General features: G+C 36.5%; 26 protein-coding genes and 1 other annotated feature. Of the genes, 10 read left to right on the top strand and 16 right to left on the bottom strand.

Going from position 1 to position 23732, the window contains the following annotated elements; translation table 11 throughout:
* Positions 1 to 38 precede the first annotated feature (38 nt).
* Both MLOOGBEN_RS18200 and MLOOGBEN_RS18195 read left to right on the top strand, forming a co-directional pair.
* Positions 39 to 1145 (top strand): glycosyltransferase family 4 protein, encoded by a 1107-nt coding sequence (locus MLOOGBEN_RS18200; RefSeq protein ID WP_179159685.1) that lies wholly within the window; start codon positions 39 to 41, stop codon positions 1143 to 1145.
* Between the two features lie 29 nt (positions 1146 to 1174).
* Positions 1175 to 2143, top strand: a complete 969-nt coding sequence (locus MLOOGBEN_RS18195) for a hypothetical protein (protein ID WP_179159684.1) — start codon at positions 1175 to 1177, stop codon at positions 2141 to 2143.
* Positions 2144 to 2386: 243 nt separating this feature from the next.
* On the opposite strand, the gene MLOOGBEN_RS18190 is transcribed toward MLOOGBEN_RS18195, so the two are convergent.
* Both MLOOGBEN_RS18190 and MLOOGBEN_RS18185 read right to left on the bottom strand, forming a co-directional pair.
* Positions 2387 to 3298 carry a sulfotransferase family protein gene (locus MLOOGBEN_RS18190; RefSeq protein WP_179159683.1) on the bottom strand — a complete coding sequence of 304 codons (912 nt, stop codon included), beginning with the start codon at positions 3296 to 3298 and terminating at the stop codon, positions 2387 to 2389.
* A 493-nt stretch (positions 3299 to 3791) separates the two neighbouring features.
* Entirely contained in the window at positions 3792 to 4163 is a 372-nt protein-coding gene (locus MLOOGBEN_RS18185; protein WP_179159682.1) for a helix-turn-helix domain-containing protein, read from the bottom strand.
* Positions 4164 to 4542: 379 nt separating this feature from the next.
* Here MLOOGBEN_RS18185 and MLOOGBEN_RS18180 point away from each other — a divergent pair, with 379 nt between their 5' ends.
* Positions 4543 to 4959, top strand: a complete 417-nt coding sequence (locus tag MLOOGBEN_RS18180) for a transcriptional regulator (RefSeq protein ID WP_179159681.1) — start codon at positions 4543 to 4545, stop codon at positions 4957 to 4959.
* 191 nt (positions 4960 to 5150) lie between these two features.
* Here MLOOGBEN_RS18180 and MLOOGBEN_RS18175 read toward each other — a convergent pair whose 3' ends face one another.
* The 4 genes from MLOOGBEN_RS18175 to rfbC form a co-directional block, all read right to left on the bottom strand.
* Positions 5151 to 5867 carry a sugar phosphate nucleotidyltransferase gene (locus MLOOGBEN_RS18175; protein WP_179159680.1) on the bottom strand — a complete coding sequence of 239 codons (717 nt, stop codon included), beginning with the start codon at positions 5865 to 5867 and terminating at the stop codon, positions 5151 to 5153.
* Positions 5868 to 6056: 189 nt separating this feature from the next.
* Positions 6057 to 7067 (bottom strand): dTDP-glucose 4,6-dehydratase, encoded by a 1011-nt coding sequence (gene rfbB, locus MLOOGBEN_RS18170; protein ID WP_179159679.1) that lies wholly within the window; start codon positions 7065 to 7067, stop codon positions 6057 to 6059.
* On the bottom strand, positions 7067 to 7921 hold the full coding sequence (gene rfbD / locus MLOOGBEN_RS18165; protein ID WP_179159678.1) for a dTDP-4-dehydrorhamnose reductase: 855 nt from the start codon (positions 7919 to 7921) through the stop codon (positions 7067 to 7069). The genes rfbB and rfbD overlap by 1 nt, the downstream gene beginning before the upstream one ends.
* 3 nt (positions 7922 to 7924) lie before the next feature.
* Complete coding sequence (rfbC, locus tag MLOOGBEN_RS18160; protein ID WP_179159677.1) at positions 7925 to 8485, bottom strand: dTDP-4-dehydrorhamnose 3,5-epimerase; 561 nt, start codon at positions 8483 to 8485, stop codon at positions 7925 to 7927.
* A gap of 222 nt (positions 8486 to 8707) precedes the next feature.
* On the opposite strand from rfbC, the gene MLOOGBEN_RS18155 reads away from it, so the two are divergent.
* Complete coding sequence (locus MLOOGBEN_RS18155) at positions 8708 to 9565, top strand: sulfite exporter TauE/SafE family protein (protein ID WP_179159676.1); 858 nt, start codon at positions 8708 to 8710, stop codon at positions 9563 to 9565.
* Positions 9566 to 9570: 5 nt separating this feature from the next.
* Here MLOOGBEN_RS18155 and MLOOGBEN_RS18150 read toward each other — a convergent pair whose 3' ends face one another.
* From MLOOGBEN_RS18150 to crcB (MLOOGBEN_RS18125), 6 genes are all read right to left on the bottom strand, one after another.
* Positions 9571 to 9819, bottom strand: coding sequence for a hypothetical protein (locus MLOOGBEN_RS18150; RefSeq protein ID WP_179159675.1), 249 nt, complete (start codon positions 9817 to 9819; stop codon positions 9571 to 9573).
* Positions 9820 to 10097: 278 nt separating this feature from the next.
* Entirely contained in the window at positions 10098 to 11690 is a 1593-nt protein-coding gene (locus MLOOGBEN_RS18145) for an amidohydrolase (protein ID WP_179159674.1), read from the bottom strand.
* Positions 11691 to 12159: 469 nt separating this feature from the next.
* Positions 12160 to 13431 (bottom strand): threonine ammonia-lyase IlvA, encoded by a 1272-nt coding sequence (ilvA, locus tag MLOOGBEN_RS18140; RefSeq protein WP_179159673.1) that lies wholly within the window; start codon positions 13429 to 13431, stop codon positions 12160 to 12162.
* 91 nt (positions 13432 to 13522) lie between these two features.
* Positions 13523 to 13774 (bottom strand) — a binding site (T-box leader).
* A 663-nt stretch (positions 13775 to 14437) separates the two neighbouring features.
* A complete protein-coding gene (locus tag MLOOGBEN_RS18135; RefSeq protein WP_179159759.1) occupies positions 14438 to 15562 on the bottom strand; it encodes an NADH-dependent flavin oxidoreductase in 1125 nt (374 codons plus the stop codon).
* Positions 15563 to 15685: 123 nt separating this feature from the next.
* Positions 15686 to 16042: a fluoride efflux transporter CrcB gene (crcB, locus tag MLOOGBEN_RS18130; RefSeq protein WP_179159672.1), complete on the bottom strand. Its 357-nt coding sequence runs from the start codon at positions 16040 to 16042 to the stop codon at positions 15686 to 15688.
* Positions 16039 to 16455 carry a fluoride efflux transporter CrcB gene (gene crcB, locus MLOOGBEN_RS18125; protein ID WP_256989161.1) on the bottom strand — a complete coding sequence of 139 codons (417 nt, stop codon included), beginning with the start codon at positions 16453 to 16455 and terminating at the stop codon, positions 16039 to 16041. Before crcB (MLOOGBEN_RS18125) ends, crcB (MLOOGBEN_RS18130) begins: the two co-directional genes overlap by 4 nt.
* A 346-nt stretch (positions 16456 to 16801) precedes the next feature.
* Here crcB (MLOOGBEN_RS18125) and MLOOGBEN_RS18120 point away from each other — a divergent pair, with 346 nt between their 5' ends.
* A complete protein-coding gene (locus MLOOGBEN_RS18120) occupies positions 16802 to 17266 on the top strand; it encodes a hypothetical protein (protein WP_179159671.1) in 465 nt (154 codons plus the stop codon).
* Positions 17267 to 17328: 62 nt separating this feature from the next.
* On the opposite strand, the gene MLOOGBEN_RS18115 is transcribed toward MLOOGBEN_RS18120, so the two are convergent.
* Positions 17329 to 18207: a proline iminopeptidase-family hydrolase gene (locus MLOOGBEN_RS18115; RefSeq protein ID WP_179159670.1), complete on the bottom strand. Its 879-nt coding sequence runs from the start codon at positions 18205 to 18207 to the stop codon at positions 17329 to 17331.
* A 165-nt stretch (positions 18208 to 18372) separates the two neighbouring features.
* Here MLOOGBEN_RS18115 and MLOOGBEN_RS18110 point away from each other — a divergent pair, with 165 nt between their 5' ends.
* Positions 18373 to 19146 (top strand): class I SAM-dependent methyltransferase, encoded by a 774-nt coding sequence (locus MLOOGBEN_RS18110; protein WP_179159757.1) that lies wholly within the window; start codon positions 18373 to 18375, stop codon positions 19144 to 19146.
* A gap of 57 nt (positions 19147 to 19203) precedes the next feature.
* Here the strand turns inward: MLOOGBEN_RS18110 and MLOOGBEN_RS18105 are convergent, their stop codons facing one another.
* Positions 19204 to 19926 (bottom strand): TerC family protein, encoded by a 723-nt coding sequence (locus tag MLOOGBEN_RS18105; protein ID WP_179159669.1) that lies wholly within the window; start codon positions 19924 to 19926, stop codon positions 19204 to 19206.
* Between the two features lie 178 nt (positions 19927 to 20104).
* Here MLOOGBEN_RS18105 and MLOOGBEN_RS18100 point away from each other — a divergent pair, with 178 nt between their 5' ends.
* The 3 genes from MLOOGBEN_RS18100 (at position 20105) to MLOOGBEN_RS18090 (ending at position 21321) form a co-directional block, all read left to right on the top strand.
* Positions 20105 to 20347: a glutaredoxin family protein gene (locus MLOOGBEN_RS18100; RefSeq protein ID WP_179159668.1), complete on the top strand. Its 243-nt coding sequence runs from the start codon at positions 20105 to 20107 to the stop codon at positions 20345 to 20347.
* Positions 20348 to 20448: 101 nt separating this feature from the next.
* On the top strand, positions 20449 to 20706 hold the full coding sequence (locus MLOOGBEN_RS18095) for an HPr family phosphocarrier protein (protein ID WP_179159667.1): 258 nt from the start codon (positions 20449 to 20451) through the stop codon (positions 20704 to 20706).
* Between the two features lie 144 nt (positions 20707 to 20850).
* Positions 20851 to 21321: a divergent PAP2 family protein gene (locus MLOOGBEN_RS18090; RefSeq protein WP_179159666.1), complete on the top strand. Its 471-nt coding sequence runs from the start codon at positions 20851 to 20853 to the stop codon at positions 21319 to 21321.
* 2 nt (positions 21322 to 21323) lie between these two features.
* Here MLOOGBEN_RS18090 and MLOOGBEN_RS18085 read toward each other — a convergent pair whose 3' ends face one another.
* Positions 21324 to 22532, bottom strand: a complete 1209-nt coding sequence (locus MLOOGBEN_RS18085; protein ID WP_179159665.1) for an MFS transporter — start codon at positions 22530 to 22532, stop codon at positions 21324 to 21326.
* 294 nt (positions 22533 to 22826) lie between these two features.
* Between MLOOGBEN_RS18085 and MLOOGBEN_RS18080 the strand changes: the two genes are divergently transcribed.
* On the top strand, positions 22827 to 23552 hold the full coding sequence (locus tag MLOOGBEN_RS18080) for a cell wall hydrolase (RefSeq protein ID WP_179159664.1): 726 nt from the start codon (positions 22827 to 22829) through the stop codon (positions 23550 to 23552).
* 40 nt (positions 23553 to 23592) lie between these two features.
* Here the strand turns inward: MLOOGBEN_RS18080 and MLOOGBEN_RS29340 are convergent, their stop codons facing one another.
* Complete coding sequence (locus tag MLOOGBEN_RS29340; RefSeq protein ID WP_256989159.1) at positions 23593 to 23727, bottom strand: hypothetical protein; 135 nt, start codon at positions 23725 to 23727, stop codon at positions 23593 to 23595.
* Positions 23728 to 23732 lie beyond the last annotated feature (5 nt).

The following is a 23732-nucleotide window of genomic DNA, read 5'->3' as shown; positions in this document are numbered from 1 at the left end:
ATAAAATGCATTAATTTCTATTAAAGAGGGAGAAACACATGAAAATTCTTATTACATCGATTACCTATTCAGGAAAAATCGGTGTTTCAACCTATATTGAACAACTTGTACAAGGATTGAAATCTCAAGGGCATCTTGTCGATGTTTTTTACTATAATCCTTTCGTAAAGAAACAGAAAAAGCAAATGACTACACAAAGCCAGGTTGCCGTTTATCGAGCAGCGGCTGCTCGTTTGCCTTTTGAAAAGTACGACCTCATTCATTCACAGGGTATTATACCCACAGTAGCCATTTCTCAAATAAGGCCCAATAATGTCCCTTTAGTCAGTTCATTACATGGCTCATTAGCTTTTAATATGTTAATCAATGGTGCAATAACAAAAAACACCTCTGTCTGGAGGCAGATGATGGATGTTGAGTCTAAAGCGGTATCTTCAAGTGATATTTGCATTATTTCATCACACTGGTTAAAAAATGTATTTCTAAGTCAATATAAAATCCAGCAGAATCAACCATTTTCCATCGTTCCCTACGGGATTGATACAGCAGCGTTTACTCGAAAAATGGAATTGCCCCCCTCAATTACAAAGCCAATAAATAAATTTATACTCGCTTGTACTGCCCGATTAATCCCATTAAAAGGGCAGTTATTTCTAATAGACTCGCTTGCCAAATTAAAACACCAGCGGCAAGATTGGGTTTGCTGGCTAATTGGCGATGGCCCTCTTCGTAATCAGCTTACACAAAAAGTAAATAGACTAGGACTTGGAGGACACGTAAAATTTCTTGGAAATCAAGAAAATGTCCCATCCATATTAAAGGAGACAGATTTATTTGTTTTCCCAAGTTTGCAGGATAATATGCCATATGCCGTTATGGAAGCACAACTTGCTGGAGTCCCAGTTGCCACCTCCGACGCCGGAGGGATTCCGGAAATGGTCCAAAATGGGGTCACTGGACTGATTTCCCCCAAGAAAGACAGCCATGCTCTCTATTTAAACATAAAGAATCTTATGGAAAATAAACAACTGCGGGAAACCTTATCACAAAACGAGAAAATTTGGGCAATCGACAATTGGTCAATTGAGAAAATGATTCATAATACGATATCTGTTTATCATCAAGCATTACAGATGAAAAATTAATTGAATAGCGAACAACGAGGTGGAATTTTGTGAAAAAGTTATATATTGTCGGTGGAGAACAAAAGGACAGAGTAGCAGTGGAATGGCATCAGTATCAAAAAGGGGTAATTGTACAATTAGATATGGACAGCCAGCATTTCATAAAACGTCTAGAATATATCTCTCCCCCAGAGGTTTGCCCTTTTCATGACCCTTCTATCGTCTTTAAAGCAGGAACTGTACAAAACAAACAGTTATACGTATGCACACAAACAGAAATACTTATTTTTTCTCTACCTAATCTGAAACAGACAGGATATTTGTCATTACCATACTTTAATGATGTTCATCATATCCGGCCGAACCATAATGGAAATTACCTTGTTGTTAATACTGGTTTGGATATGGTTATGGAGGTTAATAAAAATGGCACTATTCTTAAGGAGTGGAATGTTCTGGGACAAAATCCATGGGAACGCTTTTCTAGAACCGCCGATTATCGAAAGGTCCTTACTACGAAACCCCATCAATCGCATCCTAATTATGTATTCCTAATCGGTAACGATATATGGGTAACCCGGTGCTTACAAAAAGACGCCATATGTTTAACGAAACCCAATCAACAAATTAAAATCGGAGGAGCACTTATACATGATGGTGTTTTGGTTGGAGACACCCTTTATTTTACAAAAGTAAGTGGACATATAGTAACGGTTGATGTTAAAACCCTAAAAGTAAAAAATGAATATAATTTAAATAGTTTCACCAGTGTTGGTAAGAATTTAGGCTGGTGCAGAGGGATTAAAGTGCTTGATGATCAAACCGTGATTGTAGGTTTTACAAGAGTACGGCCCTCCAGTAATCCATTGGATGATACCGACTTCTTTGGACAGGAGCATGAAGTTTTACCAACAAGGATTGCTTGTTATCATTTATCTCAACAAAAATTGTTGTGGGAATTTCCTCTCGAACAGTATGGCTTGAATGCTGTCTTTTCCATACACAGTGAGGATGAATAAAATGGATACTGAAAAAGATCGATGCCATTTTGCGCGAGCCAATTTGGAGTACTCGCGCTTTTTCCTATTTCGGTCCTTCATCTTGAGTATAATTATGGCGGGCAATTTAATCCAATCTTCGCAATTTACATATGGGAGCAATGATGACGTATCGCAGAAAAAGTGTCGGACATGACAAAAGTCTTCTTAAACATCAAGTTTTTTATAGCATTTTACTGCGATGATTTGCCGATATCAGTTGATTTAACCTCCCCTTTCTGACTTATTTAAAGCTAATAGCATCTCGTTATATCTTGAGAAAAAATTGCCCTCCGGAAAAATAAAGTCTAAAGAATCACCGTATTCCTGCACAAAATTTAACAGTGAAAAAATCTCAATCTCTGTTAGCCTTTTACTCCAAAGGTCATTCCGATTCCTGTCAATTTTCCTAATGAGGTTTGTGGGGAGATTGATTGGAATACCTAAAAAGGCCTGACAATCTGTTAAAACTTTTTCAGGCTCTCTTATTAACTCTTCTTCTTTAATTAAGAAAATCCGATCTGAAGAAACGGAATGGGAAAAATCCGAAATGGCTTTGTTAGTTTCATACCAATATTCTGCTAAATAATTAATATCTCCTCCTGGAAAACAGCGGTTTCGATCTAGATGGGCCGGAATACCATTAAAGTAGCATTCCCAGCATCTGACTGTTTCCAAATCTTTCTTTTCAGGCCAGTAATGAATCACCTTTCTGTTTAGAATCTTTTTAAGGCTAGCTGTTACACTTGGCATATCGCGGTAAATCCAAATAAACCTTGCATCAGGAAAAAGGGCGTTGACTAACGGCAACTTATTCCCTAAGTGGGGATTTTTATTTAAAAGGAATGCATGATTCATATTTTTACGGCCTTTATTTTTTTTCATTTCACTGATAAATGCACGTGATAATCGCACTGCTTGACCAGGTTGGACGTCAGTTTCTTTTAAGCAAGGACATTCTCGATCTAAAGTTTTCGGTGAGGCCATCGGAATATTTCCAACCTTAGACCAAACCTTACGCAATTCAAACGGGCAATGAATAATATATGGGTGGCCGCCCAGCAAGTCAGCCAGCAGTGTGGTTCCGCTACGCATGCTACCTACCAAGAAAATTGGTTTTTCTATTTTCCAATTCATTTTATTCCCCCCAAAAAAGACACTGTTTTTGGTAAAGTTTTATGTAAAAAGCGACTGTTGACTACAATCGCTTTTTACATGCATATTTACTTGTTTTTCCCGTACCTTTTATACATTTGTGTTGTTTGTTTCACCATTGCTTGTGGAGAAACTAATTTGACATTTTTACCAATTGTTGGTTGAACAACTCTTCCCTGGTACAAGCCATTAGGTGAAAATCGTTTATTAAACTCATGGCATAAACACATAAAATCACCTCACTTCATAATATTATTTTATGAATGAGACTTATTTTTGCTTGTACGGTTGCACTAGAATTGTTTTTTGGGTATAAAAGTAATACGATCCTTAATAAAGTATTTATTTTAATTTGGTGGAGGTCTATAGAGTAATAAGCCCCTGAGACCTCCAAATAGTATGGAGGTCATTTGTTGAGCTGCTAGGATTAGAATATGTATAAAATTAGTTGGTGGGACTTACTGAATTTTTAATTTTAGTTTTGGTTATCGTTATTAAAGGTAGTTCGTAGATTGCGTATAACCTCGATTACAAATTCAAGTTCACTTTTTGAAAGCTTCTTGCCGTCCAACACGAGATTGTATTTCTTCAATAGTTCTTCATGAGAAGAAATATCGAGTTCCCCCAAAAATTTATTTTCGCCTGAAGTATAGTCATTAAAGTCATCGAAAAAATAATTCATATCGACATTGTAAACGTTAGCAATCTTTTTTAATAATTCCAATGATGGCTGATAAATTCCTCTTTCTATTTTAGAAAGGTTACTATAATCATAATTTATTTTGTTGGATAAATCCTTTAAGGTATCACGATGTTTCTTCCTAAGGACTTTAATTTTGCCTTTCACGTAGCCAGTCCTCACTTTCTTTTTTATTAATTTTAGCTTGAACTACTAATAATTGGTATATTTTTCTTGTTTTATTGGTAGTTATAGCAAAAAAAAATAAAAATTGGTTCACAACACCAAAAACTGGCATATACTTATATTGAAAAAATCATCCTTTTACAACAGGTCAATGACCTGTTGTCTTTTTTATAATTACCAAATTACGCTTAAAATTTTTATTTATAAACTATGTTGATGACGTATTGCATCTCCTATATTTAATTAGTAAAAAAATCATAGGAAAATTGTAATGTATTTTTATGTTTTTAATGATATTTATATTATAGAATCATAATTATAAGTAAGATAAGATAATCTTTATAAAAAGAGGTGCCTTACTATGCATGAAATTAGCGTTACCCATCTTATCAGTATGCTTATAAACGATTTTGAAAATGTACATGACAAGACCCGGTTTGAAGTTAAAAAGATAAATAATTCATTTATCTTTACAAATGTAAATCACATGATGCTAGATACCATAAAACTAAAACGTGAAGATATAATCGGAAAGACATGTTCCGAATTTCCTATAAAACGAGATTTGGCAGATAAGCTTCCAGCCATTTATGATAAAGCATGGAACGGTCACGAAATGCTTCAATTTTTATTTCCTATTACTAATGAGAATGTATGTTTAGTTGTTGCTATAAGACCGATCTTGAAAAATGGAAAAACAGATAGATTAATTGGATGTTGTGTACCGATTAATGTTAAACAACTTGGAAATTACTTTTTACCTCATTTTGACCAATAACTTAATATAGATAAAAAACAATTTAGTTCCAATCTTTATTTAATTCCATTAACATATATTATATATATAAGTTAAGATTTAATAAAATTCATAATTGGTAATTTAAGAAATAAAGTAAATTGTAATTGGTCAATTAATCAAAAAAGTTTTTCTAAGGCGTTGGTTCTGTTATTTTAAGATTTAGTTTCTATTTATCTTTCATAAAAATGTTTATTAGCTTTAAATAATGCATTATGAGTTCCTGCATCTAACCACCAGTTTTTTAAAATGTCAAAGCTTAGACCATTTCTATGAATATAAAGATTATTTAAATCAGTAATCTCTTTTTCTCCTCGACTCGAAGGAAGCAATGAATCAATTAATTTAAAAACTAATTTGTCATAAAAATAAATTCCTGTAACACATAACCTTGATGTAGGATTTTTAGGCTTTTCAATAATAGAAATAATAGAAGTTTGTCTTTGATCTAATAATGCAACTCCATATCTTTCTGGGTCCATCACTTCTTTTAATAGTACTTTTGCCTGTTGATGTCCTTTTTGAAAGTCAACAATAAAGGGCATTAAATCGTCATCAAATAGATTGTCCCCTAACAAAACGATAAACTTATCAACAACGAATTCTTCTGCACCTTTTAACGCATCTGCAATACCTCCACCGATTTCATTTTGAATGTTATAGGACAAATTAACACCTAATTCATCACCATTTCCCAACAATTTTATAAAAAGACTTAAATGTTGTTTATTCGTAATAATTAAAATATCTTTGATTCCTGCATGTTTTAATTTACTTATAGGCCAATAAATCATTGGATAAGGGCCAACTGGGAGCAAGTGTTTATTCAGTATTTTGGTAAAAGGTTCTAAACGAGTTCCTTTTCCTCCAGCTAGTATTACTCCTTTCATTGATTACATCCCTTTCCATTTAATAATCACTCTTTATAAAGTTATGAGTAGAAAGTGTTTGGTATAACTTTCCACTTAAAACTTTTTAGAATAGTCTTTAAAGGAGACGTTGGGAAAAAATTCACCAATTAACATAGACCTAAAAACCATTTGTAGTTTGGTTATTTAATCAAACCCTTTATTTAAAGACTATTTACTTTTTAAAGTAAAATTGGCATTCCCACTGATTAGTTGCTCCCACCACCATTTATTATTAAGATACCAATCAATCGTTTGAGCAATCCCTGTTTTAAATGTATAAGCTGGTTTCCAACCTAACTTTTCTATCTTAGAAGGGTCAATAGCGTAGCGTTTATCATGCCCTAAGCGGTCTGCTACAAATTCAATTAACTCTTCAGATTTTCCTAACATATGAATTATAGTTTTTACCACTTCTAAATTCGTCTGCTCATTATGACCGCCAATATTATACACATCACCATTTACGCCTTCATGTAGTACAAGATCAATAGCTGCACAGTGATCTCGTACATGCAGCCAATCTCGAATATTACTGCCGTCACCATATAAGGGTACCATTGCATCTTTTTGTACCCTTGAAATTGTTAACGGTATTAATTTTTCAGGAAATTGGAACGGGCCATAATTATTTGAACAACGTGTTATATTGATTGAAAGTCCAAATGTTTTATGATAAGCACGTACTAATAAATCAGACGATGCCTTACTTGCACTATATGGACTATTTGGTTGGAGTGGAGTTTCTTCAGTGAAAAATGTGGTTGGATCAACATTTAATTCACCATATACCTCATCAGTTGAAACATGGACAAATTTTTTAACCCCCAATTGTTTTGCAGCATCAAGTAATGTTAGAGTGCCCAACACGTTCGTATGAAGAAATATTCCAGGATCTGTTATCGATCGGTCGACATGACTTTCTGCGGCGAAATGGACAACATATTCAAATTTTTCTTTTATAAAAAGAGAGAAAATTGTCTCTCGCTCTATGATATCTGCTTGTATAAAGTGGTAATTTTCTTTTTTTTCAATATCACAGTGCTTTGTTAAGTCACCTGCATACGTTAATGAATCTAAATTATAAATATCGTAGAAGGGGTATTTATTTACCATATACTGTACGAAATTTCCACCTATGAATCCTGCTCCACCCGTTACAAGGATTTTTTTGTTTGCCATTATATCCCCTCCAATTTTAAAGTTTTTAAAAAGTGTTCTAATGATTCCTGCCAGGTAGGTAATGGATTGAAACCATTTTCGATTAACTTTTGTTTAGACATGCGGGAGTTTTTTGGACGAATGGCTCTTGTGGGATATTCTTCTGATGAAATGGAATTTACTTTGGTCGTTTTGTTCGTTATATAAAAAATTTCTTTGGCAAATTCTGCCCAACTGCAAAACCCTTCATTCGTTGCATGATATATACCATAATTTTCTGTTTGGATCATATCTAATAATAAGCGTGACAACTCAAATGTATAGGTGGGAGAACCCACCTGATCGCCCACAATATTTAGTTCATCATGGGTTTCTGATAACTCAAGTATTGTCTTAACAAAATTGCTGCCATTCATCCCGAATACCCATGATATTCGCACAATGAACCATTCGTTTAAAAGAGACTGGACTACTTTTTCACCTTCATATTTAGATAGTCCATAAAATCCAACTGGGTTAGGAACATCCGTTTCGATAAATGGAACTTTTCCTAATCCATCAAAAACATAATCGGTACTAATATAAATAAACTTCGCAGCAAATTCTTTTGCTGCATTAGCCAAATTTGCAGTACCTTCCACATTCACTTTCCAACAGTTCACCTTATCATCTTCTGCTTTATCTACTGCAGTATAGGCTGCACAATGAATAATCGCATCGGGTTTCATTTCCTTTATATATTTGTAAACATATGGACCATTCGTAATGTTTAAATCTTTTGACCCTATGCCAACCATGTCAATTCCACGGATTACTCCCTCTCGAACAACATCATACCCCAGTTGTCCTGTATAACCTGTTACTAGAATTTTCATCATTTATTCTCCATAGATAAAATTATTTTCAGCCTTAGATAAGAGTGGTGTATTTTCATCTTTCACTGATAATATAGGAGTAATATCAATAGGCCAAACGATTCCAATTTGGGGATCATTCCAAAAAAATCCACGGTCACACTCTGGAGCATATAACTCATCAACCTTGTATTGAACGTCTGCATTATCTGTTAATGTCATAAATCCATGTGCAAATCCTTTTGGGATAAATAATTGTTTTTTATTATCTGCACTAAGTTCAATACCGACCCATTTTCCAAATGCTGGACTTCCTTTTCGAATATCTACAGCCACATCAAAAATAGCCCCATTCGTGCATCGAACGAGCTTAGCTTGTGCTTTAGGGTTTAATTGATAATGCATTCCTCTTATTGTTCCTTTACCGATAGAAAACGATTGATTATCTTGAACAAATCGTGTCTCTATTCCGGCCGCTTGAAACGTAGCATTGTTGTAGGTTTCCATGAACCATCCGCGATGATCACCAAATACCTCGGGTTGAATTATTTTTACCCCTGGTAAAGAAGTCTCCACAATATTCAATTTATACCACCTCTTCATTTAAAAATATGCGGCTATTTACCATTTAGACTAACCATTGCTAATGGTAATTTAGATATACTGGAACCCTCTATTTTGTCCTCTCATATTGTAGGAAAGAAACTGTATTAGATAAGTCAACATTATAATAAGTCTAATTCATGTGATAGCATAGTTACCAATTTATTTGGCTATTGAGGATATTTTTCAAAAGGAGAGGTTGTTATGAGAAGGCTAATAATTCTTGCTTTGATTGGATTGGTAGCACAGCTAGTAGATGGCTCCTTGGGTATGGCCTATGGAGTTACCTCAACTTCATTATTACTTATGTTTGGTATTGCACCCGCTGTTGCCTCTGCCTCTGTTCACATGGCAGAAGTAGTTACTACCGCTGCATCGGGGGTTTCGCATATTCGATTCGGAAACGTGGATAAACATGTTGTCTACAGTTTAATTATACCTGGTTCTATTGGAGCTTTTATAGGTGCCTGTTTTTTAGGCAGTATCCCTGGTGACATTCTTAAACCCTATGTTTCATTTTTTCTGTTAATTTTGGGTGTCTTTGTCATTTATCGTTTTCTATTTAAATTTAATCCTTCTGAACAATTATCAAAAAAGAAAATGGGAAAACAGCAGATGATACCTCTCGGCTTTATTGCTGGCTTTTTTGATGCTACTGGAGGAGGAGGATGGGGTCCAATCGCAACACCTGTATTACTAACAAGCAACACGATGGAACCAAGAAAAGTAATTGGTTCAGTAGATACAAGTGAATTTGCAATTGCTGTTTCATCTACACTAGGATTTCTTTTAACCCTAGGATGGTCTCAAATTAATATTCAATGGGTAGTTGCATTAATGATTGGTGGTATTATTGCAGCTCCAATTGCTGCTTGGTTAGTCAAGGTAATGCCTACTAATCTATTAGGAACTCTGGTAGGTGGAATTATTATCTTAACTAATATCAGAACTTTACTAGGCACTTTAGATGTCTCACCTACAATAAGTCTATTTACTTATACAGTACTTTCTATTTTTTGGATACTTGCTGTGATTAACGTAATTAAGAAGATAAGAAAGTGAATCAACTAATTGTTCAAACTACTATCAACACAATCAATAGTAACTAATAAACTTTCCACTACTTCCCCAGAATGGAATTCGATTATGTACTCATAATCGTAAAACCTGCCATAAACAGTTTCTTCCCCTTCCAAATCATGTAAATAGCTCAAAGCAACTTTTTCCTTGACCATTGCCATAATTGGTAAAATGTCAGGGTAATCTTTTTTTAAAAAAATTGTAGAATTTTCTTTATATTTAAACTTAACTAACAAAAAAGACACCTCACTTAGTGTTTATCTGGTAAAAAGGTTTTGGGTATGTGAATTCATCCCTGACTAATGCTCTTGGTAATTCTGCCACGAAACCGTTTATTGACACTTGTTCCTTCATTTGTAAATAAATGTTTAATCAGCATATTTTTATTAAATATTCTTCCATTTTCAATTCCAATTTATCCCTTATGAAAAATTTATAAGTAAGTTTCTTTCATTTTGCAATTTCGTTAAAAATAGGAAAAGAGCATCAAAATCCGATGCTCTAGTTTTTGCTTCTATACTTTTTGAATTTCCCCGTCAATAATGGTCATTTCAATCTTCGTATCTAAAAGTTCGTCAGGATTTTCCATTGTAAAGATATTCTTAGAATACACCGTGATATCGGCTAACTTCCCTCTTGATAAGGTGCCCTTTATAGCTTCTTCATTTGTAGCATAGGCTCCACCGATTGTGAATAACTTTACGGCTTCAAGCATCGAAATTTTCTGATCCCCATTCCAAATGTCTGGCTTCCCAGGTGTTGTCCGAGTAACAGCAGCATGAATACCAAGCAATGGATCAACAGGTTCAACGGGTGCATCAGAGCCGCCTGCACAGATAACCCCTTTTGATAGTAAGGATTTCCATGCGTATAAATAAGCTTCTCGCTCCTTTCCTATCCGGTCGATTATCCATGGATAATCCCCCACAACAAATCGCGGCTGAATATCTGCAACGATACTTGGATCCGCTAATCGTGCAATTAAATCTTCCCTTACTAACGAAGTATGGATAATCCGATCACGATAGTTCACCTTTGGAAATTGATCCAGGATATCGAGAACATCTTCCAACGCATTATCACCAATCGTATGAACAGCAATTGGCATGGATTGCTCCCGTGCATCTTTTACAATGTTAAAAAGAACTTCCTGCGTTTGCATCGCTTCTCCAAATTGACTTGGATCGTCGCTATAAGGCTCTGAAAGCAAAGCTGTTCTTCGTCCAAATGCTCCATCTGCAAATATTTTAATGGCACCAATTTGCAATTTCTCATTCCCGTATCCAGTAAACATTCCTTTTTCCTTTAATGCAGGCAGGTAAGGATAATCAACTAAAAGATTACAGCGGAGCCCTTTTTGTTCCTGATTAATTAATTCATCATACATACGATAGGTTTGATCAAGTCCGCCTAAGTAGGCAGGATCATTGGTATGTACGCTGGTTAATCCTTTTTTGATAGCAAATTTCATCGCATAACCCAAACCATTTTTTAATTCATCGTACGTTTTGTCTGGGATATGTTTGGTTACGATCCGTGAAGCAGATTCCAATAGCATTCCTGTAGGCTTTTTTGTATGTGGATCCAATACAACACTGCCGCCCTTCGGAACTTCCATCAAAGGATGATACTGACTCATTTCCAGTGCTTTACTATTTACTAAAAATGCATGGTGGCAAATTCTTTTTAGGTAAATAGGACAATGTGGTGCCACATAATCTAGTTCCTCAATAGTAGGAATAGATCCTTCTGTAAATAGATTCTCATCCCAGCCCATACCAATTAACCATTTCCCAGGAGCAACACTATCCGCCTTTTGCTTTATTTTATCGAGCATTTCCGATTTCGATGTAACCCCCGTTAAATCTAAGTCCAAAAAATTAAATGCCACACCTGACATGTGTAAGTGGCTGTCTATCAGTCCTGGGGTAACCATTTTCCCCTGGAGATCGACTACTCTTGCTCCAGCTCTTCCCCATTGTAAGCTCATTTCGTGATGTGAACCTAAATCTATAATCCTGCCATTCTCTGCCACAACCGACTCAACCACAGGTTGATTGGAGTCCAGCGTATAAATTAACCCATTTGTGTATATTATCTTCGACACATTGCCCCCACCTTGTAATTTATTATTATCTTGAATCAATTATAAATGAAAATTCAGTTAAAGTGCTATGAAATAAATAGAATTTGAGTACCGGCTAGAAAGGTAGTAATGAAAAATAATAAGGCTCTTTTCGTAAACTTTGTTGCTTTCTGTACAAATACCAGAGGCGACTTCAGACAAGCTTGATGAAACTAAGAGTCATGGTGTCCGAACCTGTCGCAACTTCAGACAAGATTGATGAATCTAAGAGTCATGGTGTCCGAACCTGTCGCAACTTCAGACAAGATTGATGAATTTAAAAGTCATGGTGTCCGAACCTGTGGCGACTTCAGACAAGCTTGATGAAACTAATAGGCCTGGTGTCCGAACCAGAGGCGACTTAAGCAAAAAACGTTATTAACCAATAATAAAAACAACAATCTTTGCGAAAACAGCCAATAATAAAGAGCCCATTAGCGGGCTCTTTGTTTTATACAAGCATTTGGAACAAGGTACTGTCATTATTCACTTCGCGAAAGACAAATCCCTTTGCTTTAATCCGTTCCATTAATGGATAGTAATCCTCTTTGGTTTTTAGTTCAATCCCGACTAAAGCTGGTCCGGTTTCACGATTGTTCTTTTTCGTATATTCGAAATGGCTGATATCATCATTTGGTCCCAAAACATCATCGAGAAACTCACGTAATGCACCTGGGCGTTGTGGAAATTGGACGATAAAATAATGTCGCAGTCCTTCATAGAGCTTCGAGCGCTCTTTAATTTCCTGCATACGACCGATATCATTGTTACCTCCACTGACGATGCAGACAACTGTTTTCCCTTTTATTTCGTCGGCATATTCATCTAACGCTGCAATTGACAGCGCACCTGTAGGCTCAACGACGATCGCATTTTCATTATAAAGTGCTAGTAATGTCGTACAAACCTTTCCTTCAGGAACAACAACAATATCCTTTACGAACTCTTTGCAGATATTATAGGTCATGGAACCGACAGTCTTCACCGCTGCACCGTCAACAAATGGGTCAATTTCTTTCAATGAAGTTACTTCACCTTTTGAAATCGACTCCTTCATTCCTGCGGCACCCTGCGGCTCGACACCAATTAATGTTGTCTCTGGTGAGAAATGCTGCATATACGTACCAACACCCGAGATAAGGCCTCCACCACCAATTGCCGCAAATAGGTAATCGATTTTTTCTGGGCATTCATTCAGCAGTTCTACTGCTACTGTCCCTTGACCAGCAATAACGTCTGGATCATCGAATGGGTGGATAAACGTTCTATTTTCAACCTGACTGCATTCCATCGCTTTTTCATAAGCGTCGTCAAAGGTATCTCCTACCAAAACAATTTCTACATTTTCCTTACCCCAAAATTTCACTTGATTCACCTTTTGTTTTGGAGTGGTACTTGGCATAAAGACTTTTCCATTAATTTTTAAATGATTGCAAGAATAAGCGACTCCCTGTGCGTGGTTACCAGCACTGGCACAGATAATCCCATTTTCTAATTCTTCCTCTGTTAGCTTCTTAATGCGATTATAAGCACCGCGGATTTTAAAGGAGCGAACACTTTGCAGGTCTTCTCTCTTCAAGTAAATATGACAGCCATATCGCTCTGATAATAAGTGATTATACTGTAGAGGAGTTGGCGAAATCACATCCTTAATGGTGTGGCTTGCAATAATGATATCCTCTACTTGAAAGGCTTTTTCTTTTTGGTCAACTTGTTGATTCATTTCACTTTCCTCCTCTTTCATTTTAAAAATTTGCCATCATTTTAGAAAGGCTCTTTTAGGTTTTTGTAAACAACAAAAAACCCGCCCCTTGAATAGGGACGAGTTAACTCGCGATACCACCCTACTTCCGCAGCAAAAATCACCAGGCTGCGGCTCTCGATCAACGTATTTTGATTATACGTGTCCCATGTAACGGCGGATTATTCCGGTATAGCTTACTTTCAGATTTTCAGCTACACATCTCGGAGATGATTTTCAGATAAGCCCTGCCATCGACTCTCAGCAAATGTCGACTCTCTTAGGGACAAACAGCAAATCCTACTCTTCTCGTCATTGATTCATTTTAAATTATTAATAAGATTATCACTGTAAAAGGGCTTCGTCAATATTATTTGACTATTTTAATTATTTTGTTAATTTTTAAAGCGCTTACATAAAAAATATACAGCATTACTGAAATTGGAAGTGGTATAATGGACTTTTTTCCATTTAAAAAAGGCGAGCATAGGGCTATGCTCACCTTTCCTTACGACAATGCGAAACAGACAATACTTTATGAATACACTGGGCTCAGCTTAACCTGCTTCCTTAACATAAAATTCAACTTTGATTGAAGATAGTTAATGAAATAGGTTAATCTAATTCCGAAAAGCATTAAAGCTCTTAGTATGCTAAAGAGTATATTCAAAGTATATCCCTCCACATTGAAGATTAGTGTTATGTTAACACTAAGACTATTATTTATCTGTTCTAATATTTTATTCAAGTTATTTTGTCAAAACAGTCTCTCCAAAATAGATGATGATTTCTCATCCCTGTATGGTTAATAGGAGAAATAAACCAATATAGGATAAATCCTGGATAAATAAATAGGGTGCTAAGCCTGAAATTGTGGTCCAAAGTCCGAACCAAAATAGGATACTATCAGTTCATTCTGGGAAGATTCTTATAATGTTGAATATAAACAGTAAAAGAGTTCATCCAAATTAGGGATGAACTCTTTCTATTAATTAACTCCCGGGAACCAACCAGGTGTATGAATGATAGCTTGCCACAGTGGATCTGGGATCACTAACTGTTCCTGGTTATCTTTGTTAATTCTTGTAACAATCTCTGTCTCTTTACCTTCCGAAATCTTTTGCACCCAATCTGGATCGATAATGAGCTCCCGGCCTAATGCAATCAGTGAAACCCCTGTTTGGATAGCTTTTAGAGCTTCATCCGGAGTATAAATAGACCCAACACCAATCACAGGCACATCGTCACCAACTCGTTCTTGAATAATTTCAATTCGTGAACGGGTATCATCCACCCCTCTCCTAGGAGTTGACCAAAAATCTTGTAATGAAACATGAAGGTAATCTAAGTCTTTTTTTGCAAGAGCATCTAGCAGGACAAGTGTATCGGCCATTGTGATGCCTGGAGTTTCGGACTCTTCCGGTGAAAAGCGATAACCGACAATGAATGGGCCATTTGCATGCTCAGCTGCCACTCTCTTTACCTCATCGACAACTGCTAACGGAAAGGTTAAGCGATCCTCGAGACTGCCTCCCCAGCGGTCTTCTCGGCGATTGGAATGAGGAGAGAAAAATTGTTGAATTAAGTAGCCGTTTGCGCCGTGGATTTCAACACCATCATAACCTGCTTCAATCGCTCGTCGGGCAGCCTCACCAAAGTCAAGCACAATGGATTCTACTTCTTGTTCAGATAACTCTCTTGGTACAGGCTTTCCGACTCCTTCTACAGGAATACTGCTTGCACTAACTACATCACCATTTGGGATTAATTCAGGTGGTACCTGCCTTCCGCCGTGAAAAATTTGTAAAATGGCTTTAGCTCCCTGCTCTTTAATTCCAGTCGCTAGCTTTTGTAAGCTAGGAATTAATTCATCTCTGTCCCCGCCAAATTCACCATGAAAACCTTTTCCATTCGCTGTAACATATGTACATGCGGTAATGACCATTCCTACTCCGGCGGAGCGCCTGGCATAATAATTGACTTCTGCTTCTGTCACAGTTCCATCAGGATTCGATGACCAATTCGTCATTGGTGCCATTACGATTCGATTTTTTATTTCAACTCCGTTTTTAAATGTAAATGACTTAAATAATGGTCCATATTTAGAATTCACAGTTCTGTACCCCCAAATTAGATTGCCAAGTTCCCCTCTCTTATTTTCCGTTAACCGTATAGAAAATAACCGTTTTTCATTTTGTCCGGCACGTTCTATTCTCACAGATACGAAATCCCCCAACTATATAAGAAACCCTATCGCCGCTGTTAAGATACTTACAAATACGGATGATAAAACATATATACCTGCCAAAACTTTTTTATTTGATTGTAACAAGGTTATTGTTTCATAACCGAAGGTTGAAAAAGTGGTGTAAGCTCCACAAAACCCTATCCCAACAAAAAACCATACCCCATCACTGATTTCATTCGACAGATGAAGATTGGCCAATACCCCCAATAGAAAGGAACCCGTAATATTGATTAGCCAAGTCCCCAGTGGGAAAGGACTGAGTTTCTTTTTTCTATTTATAAAATTACCCAATAAATATCGAGCGGCTGCCCCAAAAGAACCGCCTATACCGATTAACCAAATCAATGTGTTTCCCCTTTTTCTACATTAATACAAGCCAATTTAAAGCCAAGGTAAGCAAGCCATATTCCGAAAATTATGCTCACTAAAATATAAATGACCCCATACACAATTTGCCCATTATGAAATAACAGTATGGTCTCAACTGAAAAGGTAGAAAAAGTTGTGAATGAACCGATAAACCCCGTACCTATAAATAAAGTAAATTCGACTCTAATAGACTTCTTTATCGTTATCACAGTTAGGATCCAACTAAGTAAAAAACAACCTAAGAGATTTATTAATAAGGTTCCCAGCGGAAACCCATTAGCAGGTTGTATCCATTCCCCGATACTGTATCTAGATATTGCTCCAAAGAATCCACCAAGCATAACGGATAATAGTTTCAATCGTTTCAGCCTTCTTTCAAATGAAGACAATGCTTTAAACCCTCTTTAACAGCCCAAGCTTGATGATGTTGGTGGTAAAGCAGTTCCTCCACGCTACTCACTGGTACCTATGTCAGAGAATGTCCGTCCGAATATTTTATCCACCAGCCATTCGAAATTCTACACATCTACACCGAATTATACCATATTTTTCTTTTTTAGCCTTTTTCTTGTGTACTTTTGGACGAATAGTGCAGGAATTTTAGTAACTAAATGCATATGCTGATAATGGAAATTTCAATATAAAGGTGCAAATAGTGAAAATGATTCAAATCAAATTCCATTATTTACACCATTAATATGATTGTAAACAAAAATAAATAAGGAGAGTAATAGAATGTCACCTAAAGGAAAGAATAAAAAGAAGCACCATAAGGATGAATCTTCAGACATCCATGTTAAGGACAAGCAGTTCGAAAAAAAGAAGTACAGAAAGAATGAAACTTCAGACATCCGTTATAAGGACAAGTCGTATAAAAAAAAGAAGGACCGGAAAGATGAATCTTCAGACATCCATGTTGCGGACACGAAGTTTAAAAAACAGAATATCGATAATAACCAGCACGTTGAATTTGTGTATTATGATCCATCTATTATTCAAGCGGCAGACGTATTTCAGTATCCGGCAGAACATTCTGCCGTTTCCCTTCAAAATCATGATGTCGAAGCAGTTGATCATGTTGTCGAAGTTATAGAACAGGATGTCGATGTAGAAGAACAAGAAGTCCAAGCTATAGAACAGGATGTCGATGTAGAAGAACAAGAAGTCGAAGCTTTAGATCAGGATAGAATGAACGAGTAATAGTTAGTAAATTAGACATTGAACTTAAAAAATCCACCAATATGGTGGATTTTTTTTAGAGATTAATCAAGATCGATTGTATTTAAAAAATTTCCTACAACTTGTATAAACTCATCTTTTTCTTCAAAATAAGGCATATGAGCACTGTTCTCAAAAACATGAAATTGCCCATTAGGCACTAGGCTGCTAAAGTACTGCGTGGATTCAGGTGTAGCCTCATCGTATCGTCCACATGTAAATAAGGTCGGACTGCTGATTTCATTTAATCGGGATGTACAATCAAAAGACTTTAAATTACCTTTTACGCTGAATTCAGATGGACCCCACATAATATTATAGATTTCCGGATTTCGATATCCTGCTCCCTTTTTAACCCATTCAGGGTCTGGTTCTTCCTGTACCCGACAAACAAATGCTTTGTTAAATTCCTGAATGGCAGCTTTAAATTCCTCTGAATCGGTGGTTCCATTTTCCTCACATTGTTTAATGGTTTCTTGGACTTCTAAAGGAAGTTTTTTAAGATTTTCGATCTGGTCCTGCTCCCAACGGGGAGCACTTAGGCATGGACTTGAAAAAATAACACTCTTTACCCCACGTGGTTTTGTTAAACAATATGCGGCCGCCAAGGTTGTACCCCATGAATGACCTAAAATATGTACTTCATCTAAATTTAATGCTTCTCTTACCTGATCTAATTCTTCCACAAAGCGGTCAAGCTGCCAAAGAGACGTGTCTGTTGGACGATCTGACCTTCCACAGCCTAATTGATCGTATAAAATAACAGGTCTATCTTCTTGGAGTGCCTGTAAACCTTCTAATGAGTAGCTTGATGAACCTGGACCTCCATGCAAAATGATGACAGGGGTCCCTACGGAATTTTCATTAAACTTCTGATACCAAACTCTTCCGCCAGTTACCTTTATGTATCCCTCTTCACGCATAAACCCTGCCCCCTTAATTGTAAAAAAAGTGTAAATAACAACTTTTTAGTATTATCTTATTTTATAATAATTTAGAAAACTTTTTAATCATTCGGTAATAATTTTTTAAACATAATTTATGAGTGTACTTCAAGACTACATATTTAATCGATAAAGGAGAAATTGATATTGAAAATTCAAAGCACTAAAGACAATTGGAATGCCAATCTATATGATCAAAACCATTCATTTGTTTCAAAGTACGGAAATAATCTTATTGATTTATTAGCTTTAAAAGAAGGAGAGAAAATTCTTGATCTTGGCTGTGGGACAGGTGATTTGGCAAAAAAAATGTATGATATTGGAGGAAATGTGGTCGGGATAGACAATTCACAAAATATGCTTAACCAAGCATTAGTGAAATACCCCGAAATAAAATTTGTCCTACGAGAAGTGACAGATTTAGGGTTCAATTCGGAATTTGATGCAGTATTCTCTAATGCAACTCTCCATTGGGTAAAACAGCCAAAATTGGGTTTGCAAAGCATTTATCGCAGCTTAAAATCTAGTGGAAGATTTGTTGCTGAATTTGGAGGTAAAGGAAATGTTCAGATTATTACCAATGAAATTATTAACCAAATAAATCAATCAGGAATTGAATTTAACATGGAACAAATCCCTTGGTATTATCCTAGTATTGGTGAATATACATCTTTGATGGAAGACGCAGGGTTCAGGGTTACCTTTGCAGAGCACTTTGATAGGACAACCCCATTAGATGGTGAACACGGATTAAGGAATTGGATTAAAATGTTTGGAAATACTTTTTTTGAAGGTATTGATGAAGAAAGAACCGAGAGAATAATAACGAAGGTGGAGAACAATTTAAAAGGAATTTTATATATAGATGGTAAATGGATAGCTGATTACAAAAGAATTCGTGTAATGGGATTGAAATAAATAAAAAAAATGACTATCAATTGTACTCGCAACATGATAGTCATTTTCACCATACTTTTATCTAGTTGTCAGCTTTCCTTTCAAAAAATGTACAAGGAATGTCCCTATAAAGATTCCGATTAATATACTAAAGAAGATAACTTCGTGCATTTGGAAACCAAAGGCTGCTGCAATCATTCTCAATCCAATAATTCCAATTAAGATAAATGCAGTGGTTTCAAATTCAGGTATTCTTTCAATCAATGCTAAGAATAATTGTGCTACACCACGCATCATTAATATTCCTAAAATTCCGCCAAAAAAAAGGACCCAAACTTGATTTGATACACCAAACGCAGCGATAACACTATCGATACTAAACGCGATATCCATAAGCTCTACAGTTAAGACTGTGCTCCAAAAACCCACTTGTTTGGTTTGAATATCTTCCTCTCCATCTCTTTTGTTCATAAAGTGTTGGAGGACCAGCCAAAGGAGATAGTGACCGCCGACGATCTTGATCCAGCCAATATTAATTAAAGTAACACCAATTCCAATCGCAATTACCCGAAATAGATAAGCTCCTATAATACCATAGAAAAGTGCTTTCTTTCGTTGTTCTTCAGGCAAGTGCTTTACCAAAACAGCAAGTACTAACGCATTATCAGCTGATAATAACCCTTCTAGAATGACCAGGGTGCCAATGATTCCCCAACTTGCGGGATCTGTTAATACATCTACCAAAGCGTCTAATGATAAAAATGAACCATAATTCGTTATGATTTCTTGTAAGAACTCCATCCCCTTGTTCCTATCTCCTTTTCATTGTTTTTCATTATATACAACAGCTTGTCTTCTTACTGTATATGTATGTTAAGTAAATGATTATATGAACACTACATGATGATAAACATGAAATGAGACTTTTATTAATGAAAAGTTTAAGATGGTAAATATAATGATTTAAGGAGGAATGGATATGCGTAAAGTTGTGATTTACACTCAAGAAGGCTGCGGTCCTTGTACTGCTGAAAAATTATGGTTAAAGGATAATGGGATTGAATTTGAGGATAGAAATATCAGAGAAAATCCTGCGTACCTTGATGAAATTGTTGAATTAGGTGCCTCTGCAACACCTGCTACTGTCGTTGAGGATGAAAATGGATCACAGGTTGTTTTGGGTTTTGATCAAGAGAAATTAAGTGAAATTCTAGGGATATAGCAGGACCAAGGGAACACCAAGGGGACGGTGTCATATTTGGATTGTATCTTTCATACATAAAAGAGTGTGAATTAACCAGAATGATAAGGAGTGTTTCCTCAATGGTCTTAAAAACAATTCAACTAAATAGAAAGTCAGGTTTAGACAGTCGCGCAATAAACCAATTGGTCCAGGTAACGTCACAATTCGAGTCTGATATTTACCTTACCTACAATGGTCATAAAGTTAACTGTAAATCGATAATGGGCGTTTTATCTTTAGCCATCCCCTACAATGCCGAGATTAGTTTAGAAGCTTCGGGCTCCGATGATCAAGAAGCAATGCAACAATTAATAGCGACAATTGAAACATTAAATTAAAAACACCAAGGGGAAGGTTCTCCTGGCCTCTTTCGGCCAGAAGAACCTTCCCCTTGGTCCCATTTTCTTCATAACTCTTCCGGTTAAATAAGCGATTATTTGATACTATAATAGATAACATACATAAATATCTAGGGGGTTATTATGTTATTATCCTGTCCTATTTTGGCTGCATTTTCAGGGATGTTCATTGCCCAATTCGTAAAAATTCCGATCCACTTTATAGCCTCAAAGGAATTAAGATGGAATTTAATGTTTAGTACTGGTGGAATGCCAAGTTCTCATACTGCCATGATTATTTCCTTAACGACTGTTATTGGACTGATGTCAGGATTTAAGTCAACTGAATTTGCTATTTGTGTTGTGGTTTCCGCAATCGTTATGCACGATGCGATGGGTGTTAGAAGGCATGCAGGATACCATGCAGAAATACTAAATACTCTCTTATCTGATTTTAACAGTCTGATTGAAACGCTAAAAGACCCCAATTTAAAGAAACCGGAGTCTAGAGAAAAATTAAAAGAATTACTAGGGCATCAACCAACAGAGGTCTTTTTTGGTGCAATAACGGGCATCATTGTTGGCTTCATTACATACTATTTATATCCTTTTTAAATTTACTTCTCGGTTACGACTTTCGTTTTCAGCTCGCGATTTAAATCATTAGACTTCCAATAAGCCATACCTGTAGCAGCGAGAAGTAAAATACCCGTTACAACGAAAACCGTTTGAACAGGAAAAAAACCACCGAGGATTCCGCCGATTATCGGGCCAATCATCCCGCCTATCTGGTTAGAGGTTTGATGTAAACCAAATGCCCGGCCGCGGAAATCTTTTGGTGTTGACCTTACCACCAGGCCGTTTAGTGCTGGGAATACGGCACAGAAAAAGATACCAAATATGAATCGGGTAATTGAAAATCCCCAGATATTGCTGAAGATAATTTGGGAAATGGTTCCGATTCCCCCACCCATTAATCCAATAAATAAGACTTTTTGGAAACCGACCTTGTCAGCCCATCTTCCCCATATCGGAGCAAAAATGACACTTGCGATACCAGGAAGAGAAAATACTATTCCTGCCAGTAACGAGGCATGCTGGGATGAACCACCGAGATCCACGATATATAATGGCAGCACGGGTTCAATCGTCATGATTGAACCGGATGTAATCGCAGTTAGAGCAAGTACCAGCATCAATGAACGATTGGAGGCTGCCACTTTAAAATCATTCATGATCGAGCCTTTTCCTTTACTAGGAGTAAAGTTTTCTTCCGTCACCCAAAAGATAACAAGCAGCGTGGAAATGAGCGCAAACATTCCTGCACTGCCAAACGCCACTCTATTCCCTACTAAGGAAGCAATTCCTCCACCTAATAAAGGACCAACAATTCCCCCAGATGCTGAAGCGGAGGATATCATCGATAATGCATATCCGACTTTGTTGCTAGGAGTATTGGTTCCGATAAGAGCGATGGCTCCAGGAATGAATCCACTTAGCAATCCTTGCGTAATTCGTAACCCTAATAGCTGATATGGATTTGTAACAAAAGCAGTTAATGTATAAACAACAAATAAAGCTAATCCTGCTCGGATCAGCAACGGCTTTCTTCCATATTTATCTGCCACTCTCCCCCAGAACGGAGAAGCAATCGCTCCGGCAAAAAAAGCGGCACTAAATAACAGACCCGACCAAACTTCTGTATGTTCATGCACACCAATTTGAAGCAGGAAAATAGGCAAAAACGGGATAACCATGGAGAAACTAGCTGAAGTGAAAAATACCCCAATCCATAGCACCCACAAATTACGCTTCCAAATTAGCATGTAAATCCATCTCCAATATATTTATTAATTTAATATGGTAATCGTATCACAATGCCTATATATTTTCATTTCCGAAATACCAAGGCCGGAAGAACCCTCCCCTTGGTTCCAAGATCTTCCTCTATACCGCAAAAATGGGTTGAATATGACAGGATAATAGGCATATTGTCATATTGTCACCTCTACTGTAATGTTGTTCATCAAACTATAAAGAAATGTAACCTTATCGTTCTGTATAACGTGTGCCTGCCCATGTTAGTGTTATATCATACAAAACAACAGGAGGTAGCACACATGAAAAACACTTATTTTAAAAAAGTTGCGGTAGCTTGTGTAGCTACAATTGCATTTATAGGAGTACACAATCCTACAGTTGAAGCGATTACGGAATATCAAGTTGTAAATGTAGACAGCCTAACTGAACTTGGACAAGCTTATGCATCTGGTCCAATCATGTATGAAATGAAACAAGAAAATAGTGAATTCGATGACGAAAAAGAATTCATTCCCTATAAACCGGACCTTTTTGAAAAACAATCTGAAGAAAAAAAGGTGGACGCAGCCGTTACTACTGAACAGGGAACATCAGAGCCTGAAGTAGTAAATCCAGAAACAGAACCAGAACAAGATCCAGAAACACCAGCGGTTTCTATTTCAAATGAAGAGAAAGATCTATTTGCAAGATTAGTAGAGGCAGAAGCAAAAGGTGAATCTTATGAAGGAAAAGTAGCCGTTGCAACTGTGGTATTAAACCGAGTGGATTCACCTGAATTTCCAAATACAATATCAGGAGTAATCAATGAAGTAGTCGGTGACGCTTATGCCTTTTCACCCGTTCAAAATGGTGAAATTAATAATCAAGCATCAGATGAATCAATTCGAGCAGTTGAAGAAGCATTAACTCGACAAGATCGATTGAATGATAGCGTATATTTTTATAATCCAGATATCGCAACGGATACATGGATCACTACCCGTGAAGTAGTAAAAACAGTTGGAAATCATGTATTTGCAAAATAGAGTAAAGAGCCGTCATTTTTAAACGGCTCTTTTTTTGTTTTTATTTGTCTTTTTCGTAAGCAATAACCACTACTTCTTTATTCGCTTGGTCGCTAAGCTTTTCTTCAAGTGATTTGATTTCACTCACTAAATTTGATGACAAGTCAGCTGCAACATAGTCCTTTAATTCATCCATCAACA

The sequence above is a fragment of the Bacillus sp. EB106-08-02-XG196 genome (assembly GCF_013396335.1).
GTDB lineage: Bacteria > Bacillota > Bacilli > Bacillales > Cytobacillaceae > Neobacillus.
The sequence above is the reverse complement of the archived record's forward strand: the minus strand, read 5'-3'. Positions and strand labels throughout refer to the sequence as shown.

What these genes read in the sequence shown, in the direction of transcription:
- MLOOGBEN_RS18105 (WP_179159669.1), bottom strand. Translation starts at nt 19,926, where the DNA reads ATGGAGTTCTTACAAGAAATCATAACGAATTATGGTTCATTTTTATCA.
- MLOOGBEN_RS18080 (WP_179159664.1), top strand. Translation starts at nt 22,827, where the DNA reads ATGAAAAACACTTATTTTAAAAAAGTTGCGGTAGCTTGTGTAGCTACA.
- MLOOGBEN_RS29340 (WP_256989159.1), bottom strand. Translation starts at nt 23,727, where the DNA reads ATGGATGAATTAAAGGACTATGTTGCAGCTGACTTGTCATCAAATTTA.
- MLOOGBEN_RS18190 (WP_179159683.1), bottom strand. Translation starts at nt 3,298, where the DNA reads ATGAATTGGAAAATAGAAAAACCAATTTTCTTGGTAGGTAGCATGCGT.
- rfbB (WP_179159679.1), bottom strand. Translation starts at nt 7,067, where the DNA reads ATGGCAAACAAAAAAATCCTTGTAACGGGTGGAGCAGGATTCATAGGT.
- MLOOGBEN_RS18120 (WP_179159671.1), top strand. Translation starts at nt 16,802, where the DNA reads ATGTCACCTAAAGGAAAGAATAAAAAGAAGCACCATAAGGATGAATCT.
- MLOOGBEN_RS18155 (WP_179159676.1), top strand. Translation starts at nt 8,708, where the DNA reads ATGAGAAGGCTAATAATTCTTGCTTTGATTGGATTGGTAGCACAGCTA.
- MLOOGBEN_RS18175 (WP_179159680.1), bottom strand. Translation starts at nt 5,867, where the DNA reads ATGAAAGGAGTAATACTAGCTGGAGGAAAAGGAACTCGTTTAGAACCT.
- MLOOGBEN_RS18095 (WP_179159667.1), top strand. Translation starts at nt 20,449, where the DNA reads ATGGTCTTAAAAACAATTCAACTAAATAGAAAGTCAGGTTTAGACAGT.
- rfbD (WP_179159678.1), bottom strand. Translation starts at nt 7,921, where the DNA reads ATGAAAATTCTAGTAACAGGTTATACAGGACAACTGGGGTATGATGTT.
- MLOOGBEN_RS18180 (WP_179159681.1), top strand. Translation starts at nt 4,543, where the DNA reads ATGCATGAAATTAGCGTTACCCATCTTATCAGTATGCTTATAAACGAT.
- MLOOGBEN_RS18085 (WP_179159665.1), bottom strand. Translation starts at nt 22,532, where the DNA reads ATGCTAATTTGGAAGCGTAATTTGTGGGTGCTATGGATTGGGGTATTT.
- MLOOGBEN_RS18200 (WP_179159685.1), top strand. Translation starts at nt 39, where the DNA reads ATGAAAATTCTTATTACATCGATTACCTATTCAGGAAAAATCGGTGTT.
- MLOOGBEN_RS18090 (WP_179159666.1), top strand. Translation starts at nt 20,851, where the DNA reads ATGTTATTATCCTGTCCTATTTTGGCTGCATTTTCAGGGATGTTCATT.
- MLOOGBEN_RS18115 (WP_179159670.1), bottom strand. Translation starts at nt 18,207, where the DNA reads ATGCGTGAAGAGGGATACATAAAGGTAACTGGCGGAAGAGTTTGGTAT.
- MLOOGBEN_RS18100 (WP_179159668.1), top strand. Translation starts at nt 20,105, where the DNA reads ATGCGTAAAGTTGTGATTTACACTCAAGAAGGCTGCGGTCCTTGTACT.
- ilvA (WP_179159673.1), bottom strand. Translation starts at nt 13,431, where the DNA reads ATGAATCAACAAGTTGACCAAAAAGAAAAAGCCTTTCAAGTAGAGGAT.